The 18,949-nt window shown below is 67.2% G+C and carries 14 protein-coding genes and 2 tRNA genes; 5 read left to right on the top strand and 11 right to left on the bottom strand.

What is annotated here, in order from left to right:
- Positions 1-4: 4 nt before the first annotated feature.
- A complete protein-coding gene (gene kdsA, locus KUD94_RS06850; RefSeq protein WP_218239039.1) occupies positions 5-862 on the bottom strand; it encodes a 3-deoxy-8-phosphooctulonate synthase in 858 nt (285 codons plus the stop codon).
- The gene (locus KUD94_RS06845) at positions 859-2,514 is read right to left on the bottom strand and encodes a CTP synthase (protein WP_218239037.1); all 1,656 of its coding nucleotides are present in this window, start codon (positions 2,512-2,514) and stop codon (positions 859-861) included. Before KUD94_RS06845 ends, kdsA begins: the two co-directional genes overlap by 4 nt.
- A gap of 217 nt (positions 2,515-2,731) precedes the next feature.
- Between KUD94_RS06845 and KUD94_RS06840 the strand changes: the two genes are divergently transcribed.
- Positions 2,732-4,348, top strand: coding sequence for a methyl-accepting chemotaxis protein (locus tag KUD94_RS06840; RefSeq protein WP_218239036.1), 1,617 nt, complete (start codon positions 2,732-2,734; stop codon positions 4,346-4,348).
- Positions 4,349-4,433: 85 nt separating this feature from the next.
- Here the strand turns inward: KUD94_RS06840 and KUD94_RS06835 are convergent.
- The 3 genes from KUD94_RS06835 to KUD94_RS06825 form a co-directional block, all read right to left on the bottom strand.
- Positions 4,434-4,510, bottom strand: a tRNA-Val gene (locus tag KUD94_RS06835).
- 52 nt (positions 4,511-4,562) lie between these two features.
- Complete coding sequence (locus KUD94_RS06830) at positions 4,563-6,803, bottom strand: bifunctional (p)ppGpp synthetase/guanosine-3',5'-bis(diphosphate) 3'-pyrophosphohydrolase (RefSeq protein ID WP_218239035.1); 2,241 nt, start codon at positions 6,801-6,803, stop codon at positions 4,563-4,565.
- The gene (locus KUD94_RS06825) at positions 6,800-7,744 is read right to left on the bottom strand and encodes an alpha/beta fold hydrolase (protein WP_255569149.1); all 945 of its coding nucleotides are present in this window, start codon (positions 7,742-7,744) and stop codon (positions 6,800-6,802) included. The genes KUD94_RS06830 and KUD94_RS06825 overlap by 4 nt, the downstream gene beginning before the upstream one ends.
- Before the next feature lie 60 nt (positions 7,745-7,804).
- On the opposite strand from KUD94_RS06825, the gene KUD94_RS06820 reads away from it, so the two are divergent.
- The 3 genes from KUD94_RS06820 (at position 7,805) to KUD94_RS06810 (ending at position 10,939) form a co-directional block, all read left to right on the top strand.
- The gene (locus KUD94_RS06820) at positions 7,805-8,587 is read left to right on the top strand and encodes a 3-hydroxybutyrate dehydrogenase (protein ID WP_218239034.1); all 783 of its coding nucleotides are present in this window, start codon (positions 7,805-7,807) and stop codon (positions 8,585-8,587) included.
- Positions 8,588-8,725: 138 nt separating this feature from the next.
- Positions 8,726-9,457 carry a two-component system response regulator OmpR gene (gene ompR / locus KUD94_RS06815; protein WP_218239033.1) on the top strand — a complete coding sequence of 244 codons (732 nt, stop codon included), beginning with the start codon at positions 8,726-8,728 and terminating at the stop codon, positions 9,455-9,457.
- Between the two features lie 21 nt (positions 9,458-9,478).
- Positions 9,479-10,939 (top strand): sensor histidine kinase, encoded by a 1,461-nt coding sequence (locus KUD94_RS06810; RefSeq protein WP_218239214.1) that lies wholly within the window; start codon positions 9,479-9,481, stop codon positions 10,937-10,939.
- Between the two features lie 80 nt (positions 10,940-11,019).
- Here KUD94_RS06810 and efp read toward each other — a convergent pair whose 3' ends face one another.
- Together efp and earP are read right to left on the bottom strand one after the other, a co-directional pair.
- The gene (gene efp / locus KUD94_RS06805) at positions 11,020-11,574 is read right to left on the bottom strand and encodes an elongation factor P (RefSeq protein WP_218239032.1); all 555 of its coding nucleotides are present in this window, start codon (positions 11,572-11,574) and stop codon (positions 11,020-11,022) included.
- A 144-nt stretch (positions 11,575-11,718) separates the two neighbouring features.
- Entirely contained in the window at positions 11,719-12,783 is a 1,065-nt protein-coding gene (gene earP / locus KUD94_RS06800) for an elongation factor P maturation arginine rhamnosyltransferase EarP (RefSeq protein WP_218239031.1), read from the bottom strand.
- A gap of 50 nt (positions 12,784-12,833) precedes the next feature.
- On the opposite strand from earP, the gene KUD94_RS06795 reads away from it, so the two are divergent.
- On the top strand, positions 12,834-14,042 hold the full coding sequence (locus tag KUD94_RS06795) for a CaiB/BaiF CoA-transferase family protein (protein ID WP_218239028.1): 1,209 nt from the start codon (positions 12,834-12,836) through the stop codon (positions 14,040-14,042).
- A gap of 58 nt (positions 14,043-14,100) precedes the next feature.
- On the opposite strand, the gene KUD94_RS06790 is transcribed toward KUD94_RS06795, so the two are convergent.
- The 4 genes from KUD94_RS06790 to KUD94_RS06775 form a co-directional block, all read right to left on the bottom strand.
- Positions 14,101-14,188, bottom strand: a tRNA-Ser gene (locus KUD94_RS06790).
- A gap of 53 nt (positions 14,189-14,241) precedes the next feature.
- A complete protein-coding gene (locus tag KUD94_RS06785) occupies positions 14,242-14,937 on the bottom strand; it encodes a DUF3334 family protein (protein WP_218239026.1) in 696 nt (231 codons plus the stop codon).
- A 26-nt stretch (positions 14,938-14,963) separates the two neighbouring features.
- A complete protein-coding gene (locus KUD94_RS06780; RefSeq protein ID WP_218239025.1) occupies positions 14,964-17,261 on the bottom strand; it encodes an NADP-dependent malic enzyme in 2,298 nt (765 codons plus the stop codon).
- An 86-nt stretch (positions 17,262-17,347) separates the two neighbouring features.
- Complete coding sequence (locus tag KUD94_RS06775; protein ID WP_218239024.1) at positions 17,348-18,835, bottom strand: nucleobase:cation symporter-2 family protein; 1,488 nt, start codon at positions 18,833-18,835, stop codon at positions 17,348-17,350.
- Positions 18,836-18,949 lie beyond the last annotated feature (114 nt).

The following is an 18,949-nucleotide window of genomic DNA, read 5'->3' as shown; positions in this document are numbered from 1 at the left end:
GGTTTCAGACTCCAAAGTCGTTTTCAAGAAAGGGGCGGCGCTTGGTGGCCGCGTCGAGTTCGGTGAGCGATTCGAGCAGCGCGCGCATGTGCTTGAGCGGCACGGCGTTGGGCCCGTCGGAGAGCGCATGCGCCGGGTCGGGGTGGGTTTCCATGAACAGGCCGGCCACGCCCACGGCCACGGCCGCGCGCGCCAGCACCGGCACCATTTCGCGCTGGCCGCCGCTGCTCGTGCCCATGCCGCCGGGCAGTTGCACGCTGTGCGTGGCATCGAACACCACGGGCGCACCGGTTTCGCGCAGGATGGCCAGGCTCCTCATGTCGCTCACCAGGTTGTTGTAGCCAAAGCTCGCGCCGCGCTCACAGGCCATGAAGCTGTCTTCGTCCAGCCCTTTTTCGCGCGCGGCGGCCCGGGCCTTGGCGATGACGTTCTTCATGTCGTGCGGCGCGAGAAACTGGCCCTTCTTGATGTTCACCGGTTTGCCCGACTGCGCGCAGGCGCGGATGAAGTCGGTCTGGCGGCACAGGAAGGCCGGCGTCTGCAGCACGTCCACCACGGCGGCCACGTGCGGCACCTCGGCCTCGGTGTGTACGTCGGTGAGTACCGGCACGCCGATCTGCGTTTTCACCTTGGCCAGAATCTCCAGGCCTTTTTCCATGCCCGGCCCGCGAAAGCTCTCGCCCGAGGAGCGGTTGGCCTTGTCGAAACTGCTCTTGAAGATGAAGGGCACGCCAAGGCCCTGGCAGATCTCCTTGAGCTGCCCGGCCACGTCCAGCTGCAGTTGCTCGCTCTCGACCACGCAGGGGCCGGCGATCAGAAAGAAGGGGCGATCGAGCCCGATGTCAAAACCGCAGAGCTTCATGCCTGCCTGCCCTTGGCGTGCGCCACGGCTGCGGCGATGAAGGCGTTGAACAGCGGGTGGCCGCTCCAGGGCGCGGACTTGAATTCGGGGTGAAATTGCACGCCGATGAAGAAGGGGTGCACCTTCTGCGCCAACTCGACGATCTCGGTCAGCTGCTCGCGCTGGGTCAGGGCGGAGATCACCAGGCCCGCCGCACGCAGCCGGTCCAGATACTGCACGTTTGCTTCGTAGCGGTGGCGGTGGCGCTCGGTCACCACGTCGCCGTAGATGCGGTGCGCGAGCGTGCCAGGCTGCACGTCCGAAGACTGCGCGCCCAGGCGCATGGTGCCGCCCAGGTCGGAGTGTTCGTTGCGCTGCTTGACGCTGCCGTCCTGGTCTTGCCATTCGGTGATCAGGGCGATGACCGGGTGGGGCGTTGCGGGGTCGAACTCGGTCGAGTTGGCATTGGCAAGGCCGGCCACGTGGCGTGCGTACTCGATGGTCGCGACCTGCATGCCCAGGCAAATGCCCAGGTAGGGCAACTGGTGCTCGCGCGCGTAGCGGGCGGTGGATATCTTGCCCTCGATGCCGCGCGAGCCAAAGCCGCCAGGTACCAGGATGGCGTCGAACTGCCCCAGCCGCGCCTGGGCGTTGGCGTCGCTGATGGTCTCCGAATCCAGATGGGTGATGTGCACGCGCACATGGTTGTGCATGCCGGCGTGCTTGAGCGCCTCGTTCACCGACTTGTAGGCGTCGGTCAGCTCGACGTACTTGCCTACCATGGCCACGTGCACTTCGCCCTGGGGGTTTTCGCATTCGTGCACCAGGTCGTCCCAGCGCTGCAGGCTGGCCGGGCGCGTGTTCAGGCGCAGCTTGTCGCAGATCAGGCCGTCGAGCCCTTGCTCGTGCAGCATGCGCGGCACCTTGTAGATGGTGTCCACGTCCCACATGCTGATCACGCCCCATTCAGGCACGTTGGTAAAGAGCGAGATCTTCTCGCGCTCTTCGGTGGGCACTGCGTGCTGCGCGCGGCACAGCAGCGCATCGGGCTGGATACCGATCTCGCGCAGTTTCTGCACCGTGTGCTGGGTCGGCTTGGTCTTGAGTTCGCCGGCCGTGGCGATCCAGGGCAGGTAGGTCAGGTGTACGAAGGCGGTGTTGTTCGGCCCGAGCTTGAGCGCGAACTGGCGCGCGGCTTCCAGGAAGGGCAGCGACTCGATGTCGCCCACGGTGCCGCCGATCTCGCAGATTGCCACGTCGACCGCTTCGCTCGTGCCCAGGCCCGCGCCGCGCTTGATGAATTCCTGGATCTCATTGGTGATGTGCGGAATCACCTGCACCGTCTTGCCCAGGTAGTCGCCGCGGCGCTCTTTTTCGAGCACGCTCTGGTAGATGCGCCCGGTGGTGAAGTTGTTCGCCTGGCGCATGCGCGTTTCGATGAAGCGCTCATAGTGGCCCAGGTCCAGGTCGGTCTCGGCGCCGTCGTCGGTGACGAAGACCTCGCCGTGCTGAAACGGGCTCATCGTGCCCGGATCGACGTTGATGTAAGGGTCGAGCTTGACGAGGGTGACCTTCAGGCCTCGCGACTCCAGGATCGCGGCCAGCGAGGCAGAGGCGATCCCCTTGCCCAGGGAAGACACCACACCGCCGGTGACAAAGACGAATTTGGTCATGTCCTGCTTGGGGTGGGAAATGCTGATTATAGGAAGCGCCCCCGCTCGTCCCGACATCCCGACCGGCCGGCGCCAGCCCCGGCACCAAGGTCTGCGCCGCCCTGCCATCTGGGTGACAAAACGGCGGCGGAACCTCCGCTACCATCCTTGTTTCAATTTGTGCCGACGCTGCTGCGCGGCGGCTTTCATTCATTACGGCCTCCTGCAATTGACCGCCATGTGGAACCAACTGCGCATCACCCAACGATTTCTTCTGGTCCTGTGCGGCTGCTGGCTCTCGGGCGCGGCCATCATCGCCGTGAGCTACTGGGGCCTTGCGGCGGCGCGCGACAGCCTCAAGGCGGTGCATGAACACGCGATGGCGCTGGCGCTGGAAGCGGCCGACGCGGCCGATCTCACGGTGCAAAACCGCCTGCAGGTGCTGCTGGCCTTCCAGCATGCGGGCGACAGCCCGCTGGCCGCGCTGCACGACCATCCGCTGGGCCAGCACCTGGACGCGGTCAAGGCCAACCGTGCGGTGGTTGCGCAAAAAGTGCAGCGCCTGGAGGACGCCGCTGCCTCAGCGCGCGAGAGGGCGCTGGCGCAGAAGCTGCAGGCCGCGCGCCTTGCCTGGGTTGCGCAACTGGACAAGGCCACTGCGGCGCTGGCGCAGGAGGATTTTTCTGCACCGGTGATGCAGGCCTTTCTTGCCGCCGGTCGCGGCGAAGGCGAGGCGTTGATCGCGGCGGCGCACGAGTTTCGCGCCGAGCAGGTCGCCCAGGCCGACGCCGCCTACCAGGGCGCCGAGAGCCGCTATCGCAGCGGCCTGCTGGTATTTGCGCTGGCGGCGCTGCTGCTGGGCCTGCCGGCTTCGCTGCTGGGCCTGTTGCTGCTGTCGCGCCTGCTCAGCGGCTTTCGCGCGGCCAATGCCGCCGCGGCGGCGATCGCGGCAAACGACCTGACCCAACCCATCAGCGTGCAGGGGCGCGACGAGATCGCGGCCATGCTCGGCCAGATGGAGACCATGCGCAGCAAGCTCAACCGCATGATCGGCCAGGTGCGCGATGGCGCCCAGGCGATTGCCGGCGCCTCGGTGCAAGTGGCGGCCGGCACCACCGACCTGTCGGCGCGCACCGAACAGCAGGCCAGCGCGCTGGAGCAGACCGCGTCTTCCACCGAAGAGCTCTCGGGCACGGTGCAGCACAACGCCGACAGCGCCGCCCAGGCCAATCAGCTCGCCGCCCACGCCACCAGCGTCGCCCAGCGCGGCGGGCGCGTGGTCGGGCAGGTGGTGCAGACCATGGAGGAGATCAATGCTTCCTCGCGCAAGATCGCGGACATCATCGGCGTGATCGACTCCATCGCCTTCCAGACCAACATCCTCGCGCTCAACGCCGCGGTCGAGGCGGCGCGCGCGGGCGAACAGGGGCGCGGCTTTGCCGTCGTCGCCAGCGAAGTGCGCTCGCTCGCGCAGCGCAGCGCCGAGGCCGCGCGCGAGATCAAGGACTTGATCACCGCCTCGGTCGCCAAGGTGGACGTGGGCAGCGAGCAGGTCGCGCAGGCCGGCGCCACGATGCAGGAAATCGTCGAGGGCATAGAGCGCGTGGCCGACATCGTCGACGAGATTGCCGTGGCCAGCCGTGAGCAATCGCAGGGTCTGGCGCAGATCAACCAGGCGGTTGCCCATCTGGACGGCGTGACGCAGCAGAACGCCGCGCTGGTCGAGCAGACCTCGGCGGCCTCGGGTGCGCTGCAAGACCAGGCGCGCCAACTCGCCAGCATGGCGGCGCAGTTCCAACTGCAGCACTCGGGCCAGGCGCCCGCCGCCGGCGCGCCGCGCATCGCGCAAGCTTGAATCCGCCGCGCGGTTGGGCGGCTGCGCGGCGCCTCTTGGAAAACAAAAAAGGCACCTGCGTTTTCACACAAGTGCCTGATGGGCTTGGTAGGCGCGATTGGACTCGAACCAACGACCCCCACCATGTCAAGGTGGTGCTCTAACCAGCTGAGCTACGCGCCTGTTCTACCGAAGAGCGCGATTCTAGCAAGAAAACCGGGCCCAACCGCGTCCGTCAGCGCCTTCGTGCGGAGCGCACGCCGGTTACCGCGGCGAGGATGCCCAGCACCTTGTTCAGGCGCTCGGCGCTGGTGATTTGCACGGTGAAGGTCATCCAGGCGGTGTCCTTGACGCTTTGCGTCTGCACGCCGATGACGTTGATCTTCTCGCGCGTGAAGACGTCGGAGATGTCGCGCAGCAAACCCTGGCGGTCTGCCGCTTCGATGGCCAAGTCAACAGGGTAGACCTCGGCCGCGGGGCCGGGCTCGCCGCCCCAGGCGACTTCGATCACGCGCTCTTCGTGGCGCGCCGCGAGCTCGCGGAAATTGCTGCAGTCCGAACGGTGCACGCTCACCCCCTTGCCGCGCGTGACGAAGCCGCGAATGCTGTCGGGAGGCGCCGGCTTGCAGCATTTGGCCAACTGCGTCATGAGCGAGCCCAGGCCCACCACCAGCACCGCGCTCTTGGCGGCGTCGTCGCTGGCGCGTTGCTTTTTGCGCGCCGGTGCATCTGCTTCGCCCGCGGGGGCCGCCGGTTGCGGGTGCAGCAGTTGTTCGATCGCGCGCAGCGACAGTTCGTCCTTGCCGACCACCTCGAACAGCGCGCTGGCGCTCTTGAAGCCCAGTTGCGCGGCCAGATCGTCGTGCTTGATCGCGGTCTTGCCCTCGCGCTGCAGCAGCTTTTCCACCAGTTCGCGCCCGCGCGCGATCGTGCCTTCGAGCTGCTCGGCATTGAACCAGGCACGCACCTTGGCCTTGGCGCGCGCGCTGGTGAGATAACCGAGCTCGGGGTTGAGCCAGTCGCGCGAGGGGCGCCCTTCCTTGACGGTGATGATCTCCACCGTCTGCCCGTTTTGCAGCGCGGTGTTCAGCGGCACCATGGCGCCGTCGACCTTGGCGCCGCGGCAGCGGTGGCCCACGCTGGTGTGCACCGAGTAGGCGAAGTCCACCGGCGTCGCGCCCTGGGGCAGCTCGATCACCGCAGCGTTGGGCGTCAGTACATAGATGCGGTCTTCGAACAGGCTGCTGTGGCTGGCGCTGCCCGCGAGGTCGCGCTCCCAGGCCAGCAGCTGGCGCAGCACGGCGATCTTGGCGTCGTAGTCGCTGGCAGCGCTCACGCCGCCATAGCCCTTGGTGCCGGCTTCCTTGTAAGCCCAGTGCGCGGCCACGCCGCTTTCGGCGTGGTCGTGCATGGCCTGCGAGCGGATCTGGATCTCGATCGCGCGTGCGTCCTTGTCGCGCACCACGGTATGCAGCGACTGGTAGCCATTGGGCTTGGGCTTGGCGATGTAGTCGTCGAACTCCGCCTCGATGGACTGGTACTGGCTGTGCACCCAGCTGAGCGCGGCATAGCAGTCCTTGACGCTGGGCACGATCACGCGCAGCGCGTGCAAGTCGTACACCTGATCGAAAGGCAGCGACTTGCCGCGCATCTTCTTGACGATGCTGTAGATGTGTTTGGGCCGCCCGGACACCTTGGCCTGCACGCCCTGGCGCTGCAGCTGCTCTTGCAACTGGGCGCGCAACTGCTCAACGAAGGCTTCGCGTTCGGTGCGCTTTTCATCGAGCAGCCGGGCCACGTCGCGGTAGGTTTCAGGCTCGAGCTCGCGAAATGCCAGGTCTTCGAGTTCCCACTTGAGCTGCCAGATGCCCAGACGATTGGCCAGCGGTGCGAAAACCTGCAGGGTTTCGAGCGCCATTGCGGGGGAGGCGGGCTGGTGCGTGCCCGCATGAAAACGCATGGTCTGCAGGCGCGAAGCCAGGCGCAGCAGCACCACGCGCAGGTCGCGCGAGAAGGCCAGCAGCATCTTGCGCACGTTCTCGGTCTGTACCTGGGTGGCATCGATCTGCCGGCGCGTGGCATGCGCCTCGCGGGCCTGGCGCTGCACGCGCATGAGTTTGGTGGTCTCCACCGCCAGCTGCGCAAAGTTGGGGCTGAAGGCCTTGGCAATCACCTCTTCGGGCCGCGTCAGGTGCAAGCAGGTATGCACCAGATAAATGGCCGCCTGCATGGTCTCCGAGCTGCCCAGCTCGCGCAGGATGCGCGCCACCGCGTCGGCGTGCTCAAGCGTGTTCTCCCCCGAATCCAGGGTTTCGCCGCGCAGCAGGGGCTCGGCAAAGGCGCGCGCGCGCACCAGCGCTTCATGCGGATGCAGGTCCAGATCGGCCAGCCCTTCGGAGGTGGCGGCGATCAGGTGGGGCAGTGGCTCGGCGCCGTTGCCCGCTCTGGCATGGGCGTTGGCAGCGGCGGCTTTCATGCGTGCGACTCGAGCTCGGGGCCAAGAAGAAACTCGCTCACCACGTGCACCTGCTGCGGCGCCACCAGCGTGGGCGCGTGGCCCACGCCGGCGAACTCCACCAGCCGCGCCCGCGGGCCGCGCTCGCCCATCGCATGCGCTACTGCCGGCGACAACAGGTCGGAATCCTTGCCGCGCAGCAGCAACACCTGGGCGCTGATCTGCTCGTAGAGCTGCCACATCAATGCCTCGCCCTGCTGCGCGAGCTCGGGCGTGAGGGCCTTGAACGGCTGGGCGATGGCCGGGTCGTAGTGCAGCCGCAAGCCGCCTTCGGGCGCGGGGCGCAGCATGGGGCGGCTCAGCGCCAGCCACTGCTCGGGGGTGTGCGGACCAAAGCTGCTGGAAATTGCCCAGAGCGCGTCGGCCGCCTGCTGCTCGTTCGCAAAGCGCACCGGCGCGCCCAGGTACTGGCCTATGCGCTGCAGCGCCTCCCACGGAAGGGCGGGGCCTACGTCGTTGAGCACCAGCCGGCGCACCGGGCTGGGCAGCGCCACGTCCTGCTGGCCCGCGAGCACCATGCCGATCAGTCCGCCCATGCTGGTGCCTACCCAGTCCAGCCGGGCGATCGGCCCTTCGCCGTGCAGCTGCGCGAGCAGCGCGAGCATGTCGGCCGCGTAGAGCGGGATCTGGTAGTCCTCGGGGTTGGCCAGCCAGTCGCTTTCGCCGCGGCCTGCCACGTCGGGACAGACCACGCGTGCGTGCGGCGCCAGCGCCCGCGCCAGGGTATCGAAGTCGCGCCCCTGGCGCGAGAGCCCATGCACGCAGACGATGACGTGCGGGTGCTGCGGCTGCCCGCTTGCACCCCATTGCCAGTAGGCCATGCGGTGCCCGTGCTCGGCCTTGCGGGCGGGCGCGCCGGGGCAGAAAACGTGGCGCAGCGTGGGCTCGGAGGAGGTGTTCATGCGGCCTTGCAACGGCTGATAATGCCTGCGTTGCATCCTAGTTGATTCGGAGATTTTGTCATGCTCAAGGGTAAAACCGCGCTCGTCACCGGCTCCACGAGTGGCATAGGATTGGGGATTGCCACCGCGCTGGCCCGCCAGGGTGCAAACATCGTGCTCAACGGCTTTGGCGATGTGGACGGGCCGCGCGCCCAGGTGCTGCAGGCCGGCCAGGCAGCCGGCATCAAGGTGGACTACCACGGCGCCGACATGGGCCGCCCCGAGCAGATCGAAGAGATGATGCGCCAGGCGGCGAGCGAGTTCGGCCAAGTGGACATTCTGGTGAACAACGCCGGCATCCAGCATGTGAGTGCCATCCAGGACTTTGCGCCAGAGCGCTGGGACGCGATCCTCGCGGTCAACCTCTCCAGCGCCTTTCACACCACGCGGCTGGCACTGCCGGCCATGCTCGCCAGCGATTGGGGGCGCATCATCAATATCGCCTCGGTGCACGGCCTGGTGGCATCGGCGCAAAAATCGGCCTATGTGGCAGCAAAACACGGCATCGTCGGCCTGACCAAGGTCGTTGCCCTGGAGACCGCCACGAGCGGCGTGACCTGCAATGCGATCTGCCCGGGATGGGTGCTCACGCCGCTGGTGCAGCGCCAGGTGGATGCCAAGGCGGCCGAACACGGCCTGTCCAACGAAGACGCCAAGAAGCGGCTGCTGGGCGAGAAAGAGCCCTCGATGCAGTTCACTACGCCCGAGCAGCTGGGCGAGCTGGCCGTGTTTTTCTGCTCGCCGGCCGCCGACAACGTGCGCGGAGCGGCCTGGAACATGGACGGCGGCTGGGCCGCGCAATGAGCGCTGGCGCGGCGCCAGCGCGCGGCCGGCGAAGACGCAACACCTGTAACAGTGGGTCAGACTTGCGCCGGCACACCGGATTTTGCCGGCGTTAGGGGTCAGAATCCGGCGTTGTTACAAATGGCGGGAGGCCCACGCATGAACCCAGGCACGAATCGCACCGACAAGATCCTCGTCGTGGACGACGACGCGCGCATCCGCGACCTGCTGCGCCGCTACCTGACGCAGGAAGGTTTTGAAGTGCTGGTCGCGGAAGACGGCAAGGCGCTCAATCGTCTGCTGCTGCGCGAGACGGCAGACCTGATCGTGCTCGACCTGATGATGCCGGGCGAGGACGGCCTGTCCATTTGCCGGCGCTTGCGCGCCGCGCACGACCGCACGCCCATCATCATGCTCACCGCCAAGGGCGAAGATGTCGACCGCATCGTCGGCCTGGAAGTGGGCGCGGACGACTACATCGGCAAGCCCTTCAACCCGCGCGAGCTGCTCGCCCGCATCCATGCGGTGCTGCGCCGGCGCCCGCCGCAGGAAGCGCCGGGCGCACCCTCGGGCGAGAACGAGGTCGTGAACTTCGGCCCATTCACCTTCGACCTGGGCACGCGCGCGCTGCAAAAGAACGGCGAAGAGCTGCCGCTGACCACCGGCGAATTCGCAATGCTCAAGGCGCTGGTGCGCCATCCGCGCCAGCCGCTGTCGCGCGAAAAGCTTGCGCTGCTGGCGCGCGGGCGCGAGTTCGAACCCTTTGACCGCAGCCTGGACGTGCAGATTTCACGCCTGCGCAAACTGGTGGAGCTGGATGCGGCTTCGCCGCGCTTCATCCAGACCGTCTGGGGCGTAGGCTATGTCTTCGTGCCCGATGGCGGCAACTGAGGGCGCATGCGCCTGCCGTTGATGAGCGCGGAGCCCGATTCCTCTTTTGCCGACAGCCAGGGCGCAACGCACGTTGAGCGCCGCTCGACCGTGCGCCGACGCGTCGGCCTGAACCTTTTCTGGCGCACCTTTTTCCTGCTGATGGTGCTGCTCGTGGGCAGCATCCTGGTGTGGCTGCAGACGCTGCGTGCGCTGGAGTTCGAGCCGCGCACGGTGCAGGCGGCGCAGCAGATTGCCTCGCTGGTCAATCTGAGCCGCGCAGCGCTGACGCATTCGGACGCGATTGCGCGCGTGGCGCTGATCAAGGCCATGGCCGACCAGGAAGGCGTGCGCCTGTTGCCGCGCGAGCCGGGCGACCGCTTTGACCTGCTGCCGCCTTCCCCACTGGCGCAGCGCCTGAGCGTGGAGCTCACGCAGCGTCTGGGCCCCGGCACCATCGTCGCGAGCCAGGTCAATGGCGAGCCGGGTCTGTGGGTGGGTTTCACCATCAATGGCGACCCCAACTGGCTGCTGCTGGACAGCTCACGGCTGTCGGTGGCCGGCGGCGGCACCTGGCTGATCTGGCTGGCCACCTCGGTCATGCTGTCGCTCGCTGGCGCGGCGATGATTGCGCGGCTCATCAACCGACCGCTCAAGCAGCTCTCGCGCGCCACCAACCGGGTGCGCCGCGGCGACTTTGCCGCCAGCATGCTCGACGAAGGCGCGGTCACCAGCGAGGTGCGCGAAGTCAACATCGGCTTCAACCGCATGGCGCAAATGCTTGCCAAACTCGACCAGGACCGCGCGGTGATGCTGGCCGGCATCTCCCACGACCTGCGCACGCCGCTGGCGCGCCTGCGCCTGGAAACCGAGATGAGCGTGGACGACCAGGTGGCGCGCACCCACATGGTGGAAGACATCGCCCAGCTCGACGCCACGATAGACAAGTTTCTGGATTACGCCCGCCCCGACTCGGCGGCGCTGGCCACGGTGAACCTGCATGTGGTGGTGACTACTTGCGTGCACGCTCTGCGCGACGACGGGCAGATGCAGATCAGCACCGACGTGCCCAAGGACCTCAACGTCATGGCCGACGAGATCGAGCTGGCCCGGGTGATCTCCAATCTGCTGGAGAACGCGCGGCGCTATGGCAAGACGCCGGGCGATGAGGTCACCCAGCTTGAAGTTACCGCCCGCGGCGCCGGCGAGTGGGCGGTGTTGCAACTGCGCGACCACGGCAGCGGCGTGCCGCAGCAGCAGATTGCCAGCCTGATCCAGCCTTTTTTCCGCGGCGATGCGGCGCGCACTGCGGCGGCGGGCGCGGGGCTGGGCTTGTCCATCGTGGACAAGACGGTGCGGCGCATGGGAGGAAGTTTTTCCATCTCGAACGCCGATGCCAAGGCCGGCGGCGGCCTGGTCGCGCGCGTCGAGCTGCGCCGGGTGAGCGCACTCGCGCAAGAGGCGGCCGAGCAGGACGCTGCAGGCGAGTCACCGAGCGCCTGAGCCGGCAGACACGAAAAAGGCCTCTCGCGCCGCAGCGCCAGAGGCCTTTCGTGCAAATGGCTGTCGCAGCCGCGCGCGCGTCAGACGCGCTTGCGGTACTCGCCGGTGCGGGTGTCGATCTCGATGCGGTCGCCCTGGTTGACGAACAGCGGCACCGCGACCTCGAAGCCGGTGGCGATCTTCGCGGGCTTGAGTACCTTGCCCGAGGTATCGCCCTTCACGCCGGGTTCGGTCCAGGTGATCTCGCGCTCGACGCTGGTGGGCACTTCCACCGAAATGGCCTTGCCTTCGTAGAAGACGACTTCGGCGCTCATGCCGTCTTCCAGGTAGTTGATGGCGTCGCCCATGTTGCCGGCTTCCACCTCGTACTGGTTGTATTCGGCGTCCATCCAGACGTACATCGGATCGGCGAAGTAGGAATACGTGCATTCCTTCTTGTCCAGGATCACGTTGTCCATCTTGTCGTCGGCGCGAAAGACGACTTCGGTGCCGGTGTTGGTGAGCAGACCCTTGAGCTTCATGCGCACCGTCGAGGCGCCGCGCCCGCCTCGGGCGTATTCGGTTTTCAGAACGATCATCGGGTCTTTGCCCTGCATGATCACGTTGCCTGCGCGGATTTCCTGAGCGATTTTCATGGGCTTGCGGTGTCCAGAGTGTGGGGCCGCTCCAGGGTCCGGGCGGGCCGCGCCTGCGGCCTTTACGAGCCCGGGGCCATGGAGCCGGCGGGGGCGCCCGGGGCTCGCAGCAGAGGGCGGCAGCCGGGCGCAAAGACCGCCATTCTAGCTTTTTTCGTCGACGAAACGGCGCAGCTCGCTCAGCAGATCGGGCTGGGCCCACAGCCGCTCGCGCGCCCTGAGCACGCAGTCGCTCCACTCGCGATACAGCACGGCGTCCCCGGGACTTGGCAGCGAGGCGGGCGCCGCCATGCCGTTCCAGGCGTGGTGCAGGCGGCGCAGCGATGCGGGCGCCTGCAGCCAGTCGAGGAAGGCATCGAGCTTGGCGTGGTGTGCACCGTCGTCTTGCGGGTAGATCTGCCACAGCAGCGGCTTGCCGGCCCAGAGCGCACGCACCAGCGAATCTTCACCGCGCACGCAGTTGAAGTCGCTGGCCCAGAGCAGTTCGTCGAATTCGCTCTGGCTGCATGTGGGCAGGTGCGTGACTGCAAGCTGGCCGTCGGGCCGCGCGCTCTGCCCGGCCTGCGAGCGCGCAAAGGCCGCGCTCGCACGCCCGGGCGTGAGCAGCAGGTGCGCGCGCCCGCTGCCGGCCAAGGTCTGCAGCCAGGCGCCGAGCGCTGGCGGCTCGTAGCAAAAGAGGCTGACGGCCATCTGCCCCTCGGCAATGCCATGGCGCCGGCGCCAGGCGCTGCGCTCAAAGGCCTGCTGGCGTTGGCGCAGATCGCGTTCGCGCAGCAGGCCGCCGGTATGCACGCTGAAACCCGGGTAGAAGTACCAGCGCGTGAGCCCCGCGCCCGGACCGCTGAAGATGGGCGAGGGCAGGCGGTGGCTGCGCTGCACGTAGTCTTCGGCGCTCAGGTATTCGAGGTTGACCCAGACCGGCGGGCGCGCCATCGCGGCCATGGCGCCGACATAGGCGGGTGGCAGCTCGCAGCCAAAGGTTTCCAGCACCACCTGCGCCGGGCCGTCTGCCGGTGCGGCCGCAGGCCAGGGGCAGACCTGCACGCCGGGGCAGCCGGCGGGCGCCATCCAGGTGAGGGCGCTGGCGTCGTCGATCCACAGGCGCACCTGCAGGCCTTCGCCCGCCAGCGCGCTCGCCAGGCGCCAGCACACGCCAATGTCGCCCCAGTTGTCCACCACGCGGCAGAAGATGTCCCAACGCTCGGCCATGCGGAAATGGTAATGTCGCCAGCCGGTCGAACACGAGAAGCGCTATCCGCATGTCAGACAACAACGCCGCGCCACTGCCGCTTGCCGGCCTGCGCGTGATAGAGATGGGGCAATTGATCGCCGGGCCCTTTTGCGGCAAGACCCTGGGCGACTTTGGCGCCGAGGTGATCAAGATCGAGGCCACCGGCGGCGGCGACCCGCTGCGCGGCTGGCGCCTGCTCAAGCAAGGCACTTCGGTGTGGTGGCAGGTGCAGTCGCGCAACAAGCAGTCGGTGGCGCTCGACCTGCGCCAGGCTGAAGGCCAGGAGATTGCGCGCCAGCTTCTGGCCGAGGCCGACGTGCTGATCGAGAACTTTCGCCCCGGCACGCTGGAAGCCTGGGGCATGGCGCCCGAGGTGCTGCAGGCGGCCAACCCCGGCCTGGTGATTCTGCGCATTTCCGGCTACGGCCAGAGCGGCCCCTACCGTGATTTGCCCGGTTTTGGCCTGATCGGCGAAGCCATGGGCGGCCTGCGCCATCTCACGGCCGAGCCGGGGCGGGTGCCGGTGCGCGTGGGTGTATCGATAGGCGACACGCTGGCGGCGCTGCACGGCGTGATCGGCATTTTGATGGCGCTCTACCACCGCAAGGCGCACGGCGGGCCGGGGCAGGTGATCGACGTGGCGCTGTACGAGGCGGTATTCAACTGCATGGAAAGCCTGATTCCCGAGTACGACGCCTTTGGCGTGGTACGCCAGCCCGGCGGCAGCGCGCTGCCCGGCATTGCGCCGAGCAATGCCTACCCCTGCGAGGACGGTTGGGTGCTGGTGGCCGGCAATGGCGACAGCATCTTCAAGCGCCTGATGGTCGCCATAGGCCGGCAAGACCTGGCCGACGCGCCCGACCTGGCGAGCAACCCCGGGCGCGTGGCGCGCGTGGCAGAGATCGACGGCGCGATCGCCGACTGGACGCGCACGCGCAGCGTGGACGCGGTGGTGCAGGCCATGGGCGAAGCGCGTGTGCCCGCCGGCAAGGTCTACACCGCCAGGGACATTGCCGAAGACCCGCACTACCGTGCGCGCGAGATGCTGCTGCAGCAAGCCACGCGCGACGGCTACAGCGTGCAGGTGCCCGGCGTGGTGCCCAAGCTCTCGGCCACGCCGGGGCGTGTGCGCAGCAGCGCGCCGCATCTGGGGGAAGACACCGACCGGGTGCTGTCGGAGCTGGGGATCACGCCGGAGCAGATCGCCGCGCTGCGTGCGCGGGGCATAGTGCAGTAATAGAAATTTGATAGCTGCTAGCGCAGACAGGGTATGCGTTTGCAGCCGATTTCATTGCTGGCGGAAGGGGTGGGATTCGAACCCACGGACGCTTGCGCGTCGCCGGTTTTCAAGACCGGTGCAATCGACCACTCTGCCACCCTTCCCGCTGCCGCGCCGCCGGGGTTTGCGCGCGGCGGGCTGGCCATTTTAGCGGCCGCTACATGCCCAGCGACTTGAGCAGATCGTCCATGTCGGAACCGCCATTGCCGCCAGCGGGCGCGGTTGCGGCGCCCGGCTGGGCTCCGGCCTGGGTCATGAGAGCGTCGGGGTCGGGCGCTTCCTGGGGTTCGAAGTCGTAGAGCTTGATGAACTGGGTGTGGTCCATCGCCATCTCCAGGTAGAAGATGTTGTTCTTGGCGGTGTAGAAGCTCACGCGCCGCGCTTCGGGCTGGTCCAGGTTGGCGTCCACGCTCAGCACCACCTGCTGGTTGAGCACCAGCATCTTGGGCTGGTTTTGCGTGATGCGCGTCTGCAGCTCGCGCTGGATGGCGCTGGTGAAGTCGCCCACCACCTGGTTCATGAGTTCACCCATGACGTTGGCGACTTCGTCCGAGGTGTAGGCCGGAGCCAGATCGCTTTGCGACATGCCCATGCTCAGCATGTAGCTCTGGTAGATCTCCATCGCTGCGGCGGCCGAGAAGTTGATGACCACCAGGCCCGAGAAGCCGCCGTTGAACAGCACGAAGCAGCCGATGTCGGGCTTGAGGCATGTCTTGCTGATGCGCTGCACCATGCCCGAGTAGCGCACCGTGCCCTGGGTGGCCACGGAGAGCACGCGGGTGACGGAATTGCACAGGCTGATCAGTACATCCTTGGTGCCGTAGACGACGCTCTGGTCTTTGGGGTCGGTCATGGTGCAGCGGCTTTCTCGGATCGGGTTCAGTGTGGCTTGCGCGAGGCGGCGTTGGCCGCGACCAGCGCCGTCATGTTGACCACGCGGCGCACCGTGGAAGAGGGCGTGAGCACGTGCGCGGGCGCAGCGCAGCCCAGCAAGATGGGGCCTATCGTGGTGCCGTGGCCGTCGGTGGTCTTGAGCACGTTGAACAGGATGTTGGCCGCGTCCAGGTTGGGGCAGATCAGCACGTTGGCCGTGCCCGACAAGGTGGAGTCCAGCAGCGTGCGGCTGCGTATGGCCTCGGACAGGGCGGAGTCGCCGTGCATCTCGCCGTCGCACTCGATGTGCGGCGCCATCTTGCCGAAGAGCTCGCGCGCGCGGCGCATCTTGAGTGCGCTGGGGCGCGTGGACGAGCCGAAGTTGGAGTGCGACAGGAAGGCTACCTTGGGCGGCAGGCCAAAGCGCTGTACCTCTTCGGCGGTGCGCAGCGCGATGGTGGCGAGCTGCTCGGCGCTGGGCTCGTCGGTGATGTAGGTGTCGGCAATGAACAAGGTGTTGCCGCCCATGACCACAGCGTTCACGGTGGCCAGTTCATGCGCTTCGTCCTGCAGACCGAGCACGCCGCGCAGATGCGCCAGGTGGTTGTCGAACTTGCCCACCAAGCCGCAGAGCATGCCGTCGGCGTCGCCCAGGTGCACCATGAGCGCGGCGATCAGCGTGTTGGAGCGGCGCACCGAAGCCTTGGCGGTTTCGGGCGTGACGCCGTGGCGCCCCATGAGCTTGTGGTAGGCCTCCCAGTACTGGCGAAAGCGCGGGTCGTCCTCGGGGTTGCAGATCTCCACGTTCACGCCGGGCTGCAGGCGCAGGTCGTTGCGCTCGATGCGCGCCTGGATGACGGCGGGACGGCCTATCAGTATCGGTTTGGCCAGCCCGTCGTCGATGGCGAACTGGGCGGCGCGCAGCACGCGTTCGTCCTCGCCCTCGGCGTAGGCCACGCGCTGCGGCCTGGCCTTGGCGGCGGAGAACACGGGGCGCATGAACATGCTGGTCTGGTAGACGAAGCGCGTGAGGCTCTCGCGATAGGCGGCGTAGTCCGGGATGGGGCGCGTGGCCACGCCCGAGAGCTCGGCGGCGCGCGCCACCGCCGGGGCGATGCGCAGGATCAGGCGCACGTCAAACGGCGTGGGGATGAGGTAGTCCGGGCCGAAGTGCATCTCCTTGCCCTGGTAGGCGGCGGCGACTTCGGCCGACAGCTCGGCCTTGGCCAGCGCCGCGATCTCGCGCACGCAGGCGAGCTTCATCTCCTCGGTGATGCGCGTGGCGCCGCAGTCCAGCGCGCCGCGGAAGATGTAGGGGAAGCACAAGACGTTGTTGACCTGGTTGGGATAGTCCGAGCGGCCGGTGGCGATGATGCAGTCCGGGCGCACCGCCTTGGCGAGCTCGGGGCGGATTTCGGGCTCGGGGTTGGCCAGCGCCAGGACGATGGGCTTGTCGGCCATGGTCTTGAGCATCTCTGCGCTGAGTACGCCGGGCGCCGAGCAGCCGAGGAACACGTCTGCGCCCTCGACCGCGTGGGCGAGGGTGCGCGCATCGGTGGTGCGCACGAACTGCGCCTTGGACGGGTCGAGGTTCTCGCGCTCGTGGTGGATCACGCCCTTGGAGTCGCACATGTAGATGTTTTCGCGCTTGAGCCCCAGGCCGATCATCACGTTGACGCAGGCGATGGCCGCTGCCCCGGCGCCGGAGACGGCGAGCTTGACCTCGCCGATGTCCTTGCCCACGAGCTCCAGCGCATTGATGAGCGCGGCGCTGGAGATGATGGCGGTGCCATGCTGGTCGTCATGGAACACCGGGATGTTCATGCGCCGTGAGAGCTCCTGCTCGATGTAGAAGCACTCGGGCGCCTTGATATCCTCCAGGTTGATGCCGCCCACCGTGGGTTCGAGCGCCGCGATGATCTCGACGAGCTTGTCCGGGTCGCGCTCGGCCAGCTCGATGTCGAACACATCGACGCCGGCGAACTTCTTGAACAGGCAGCCCTTGCCCTCCATGACCGGCTTGCCCGCCAGCGGGCCGATGTCGCCCAGGCCGAGCACCGCCGTGCCGTTGGTGACCACCGCCACGAGGTTGCCGCGCGAGGTGTAGTCGTAGGCCTTGGCCGGGTCGGCGTGGATGTCCAGGCAGGGGTAGGCGACGCCCGGCGAATAGGCCAGCGACAGGTCGCGCTGGTTCACCAGCGGCTTGGTCGGCGTGACCGAAACCTTGCCGCGCAGCGGGCTGCGGTGGTAGTCGAGCGCGGCCTCGCGCAGGGCGGCTTCGGCGGGGGAGAGAGACTTGCTCATGGGGCACCCGATGGTGGAGAGTTGCGCGTCGAGCTTACTGCAAACAGGGGTGCTGCCAGGGTCTGCACGCCGTGCGGCGCGCCGCTTCAATGCGCGCCGGTTTGCATGCTGGCGTGGGCTGCGGCGGAGCTGTCTTCGCGCGCGCCGTTGAAAAACAGGTTCAGGGCCACGGCGCAGACCGACGCGAGCAGGATGCCCGATTCGATCAGCGGATGGATGGCGTGGGGCATCCACTGGCGGAAGTTCGGCGCAACCAGCGGAATCATGCCCACGCCTATGGAAATCGCGACGATGATGGCGTTGTTGCGGTTGTGGTGAAAATCCACGCCCGCCAGGATGCGTATGCCGGTGGCGGCGACCATGCCGAACATCACCAGGCCCGCGCCGCCCAGCACCACCGTGGGCAGGGATTCGACGAGTGCGCCCATCTTGGGCACGATGCCGAAGACGATCATGATGACCCCGCCCGCCACGCAGACCCAGCGGCTCTTGATGCCGGTCACGGCCACCAGCCCGACGTTCTGCGAAAAGCTGGTGTAGGGGAAGGTGCTGAAAATGCCGCCGATCACGGTGCCCAGGCCGTCGGTGCGCAAGCCGCGCTTGAGGTCCTCGGGCGCAACGTGCTTGCCCGTCATCTCGCCCAGCGCCAGGAACATGCCGGTCGATTCGATCAGCACCACGATCATCACCAGCGACATGGTGAGGATCAGGATGGGGTCGAACACCGGGTAGGCGATCTGAAACGGCAGCACCAGATCGAACCACGCGGCCTTGCCGACCTTGGAAAACTCCATCAAACCCATCGCCGCGGTGACCACGCCGCCGACGATGATGCCTATGAGCACCGAGATGTTGGCCACAAAGCCCTTGCCAAACCGCGCCACCAGCAAGATGGTGAGCAGCACCAGGGCGGAGATGCCCACGCCGGTCAGGTCGGCGTACCTGGGGTTGGGCAGCGTGGGCAGCACCGCGAAGCCCTTGGGCACGGCGGGCAGTGAAGAGCCCGGCGCGCTGACGGCGGCCTGCAGCTCCTGCAGCCACTTGATGTGGTCGGGGTTGGCGATGGCCGGCGCGGTGGGGCCGACCGGGTTGCCGAAGATCCAGTTGATGCCTATGCGCATCAGGCTGATGCCGATCACCGCAATGATGGTGCCAGTGACCACGGGCGGAAAGAAGCGCAGCATGCGGCTCATCAGCGGCGCGATCACGATCGCGACCACACCCGCGCCTATGACCGAGCCGAAAATCAGTCCCGCGCCGTAGGGCCCGCCCGTGGTCTGCGCCATGGACACCATGGGCGCGACGGCGGCAAAGGTCACGCCCATCATCACCGGCAGCTTGATGCCAAACCACTGGGTGGCGCCGCCCGCCTGGATCAGCGTCACCAGCCCGCAGACGAAGAGGTCGGCCGAGATCAGATGCGCCACCTGCTCGGGCGTGAGGTTCAGCGCCCGCCCCACGATCAGGGGCACGGCCACCGCGCCTGCGTACATCACCAGCACGTGTTGCAGGCCCAGGGCTATGGTCTGCCCCCAGGGCAGGACTTCATCAACGGGATGGGTAGTGTCGCGCATGCGGGGCTCCTGCAAGGCCGGTCAGAAGAAGTACATACAAAAAGTGTATACAAACCAGTACGCATGAACACTATCGCTTGCACGGGCTTGACGCCCGCGCCGCGTTCGCGTAGG

It is taken from the genome of Comamonas sp. NLF-1-9, assembly GCF_019195435.1.
Classification (GTDB): domain Bacteria; phylum Pseudomonadota; class Gammaproteobacteria; order Burkholderiales; family Burkholderiaceae_C; genus Comamonas_C.
The sequence above is the reverse complement of the archived record's forward strand: the minus strand, read 5'-3'. Positions and strand labels throughout refer to the sequence as shown.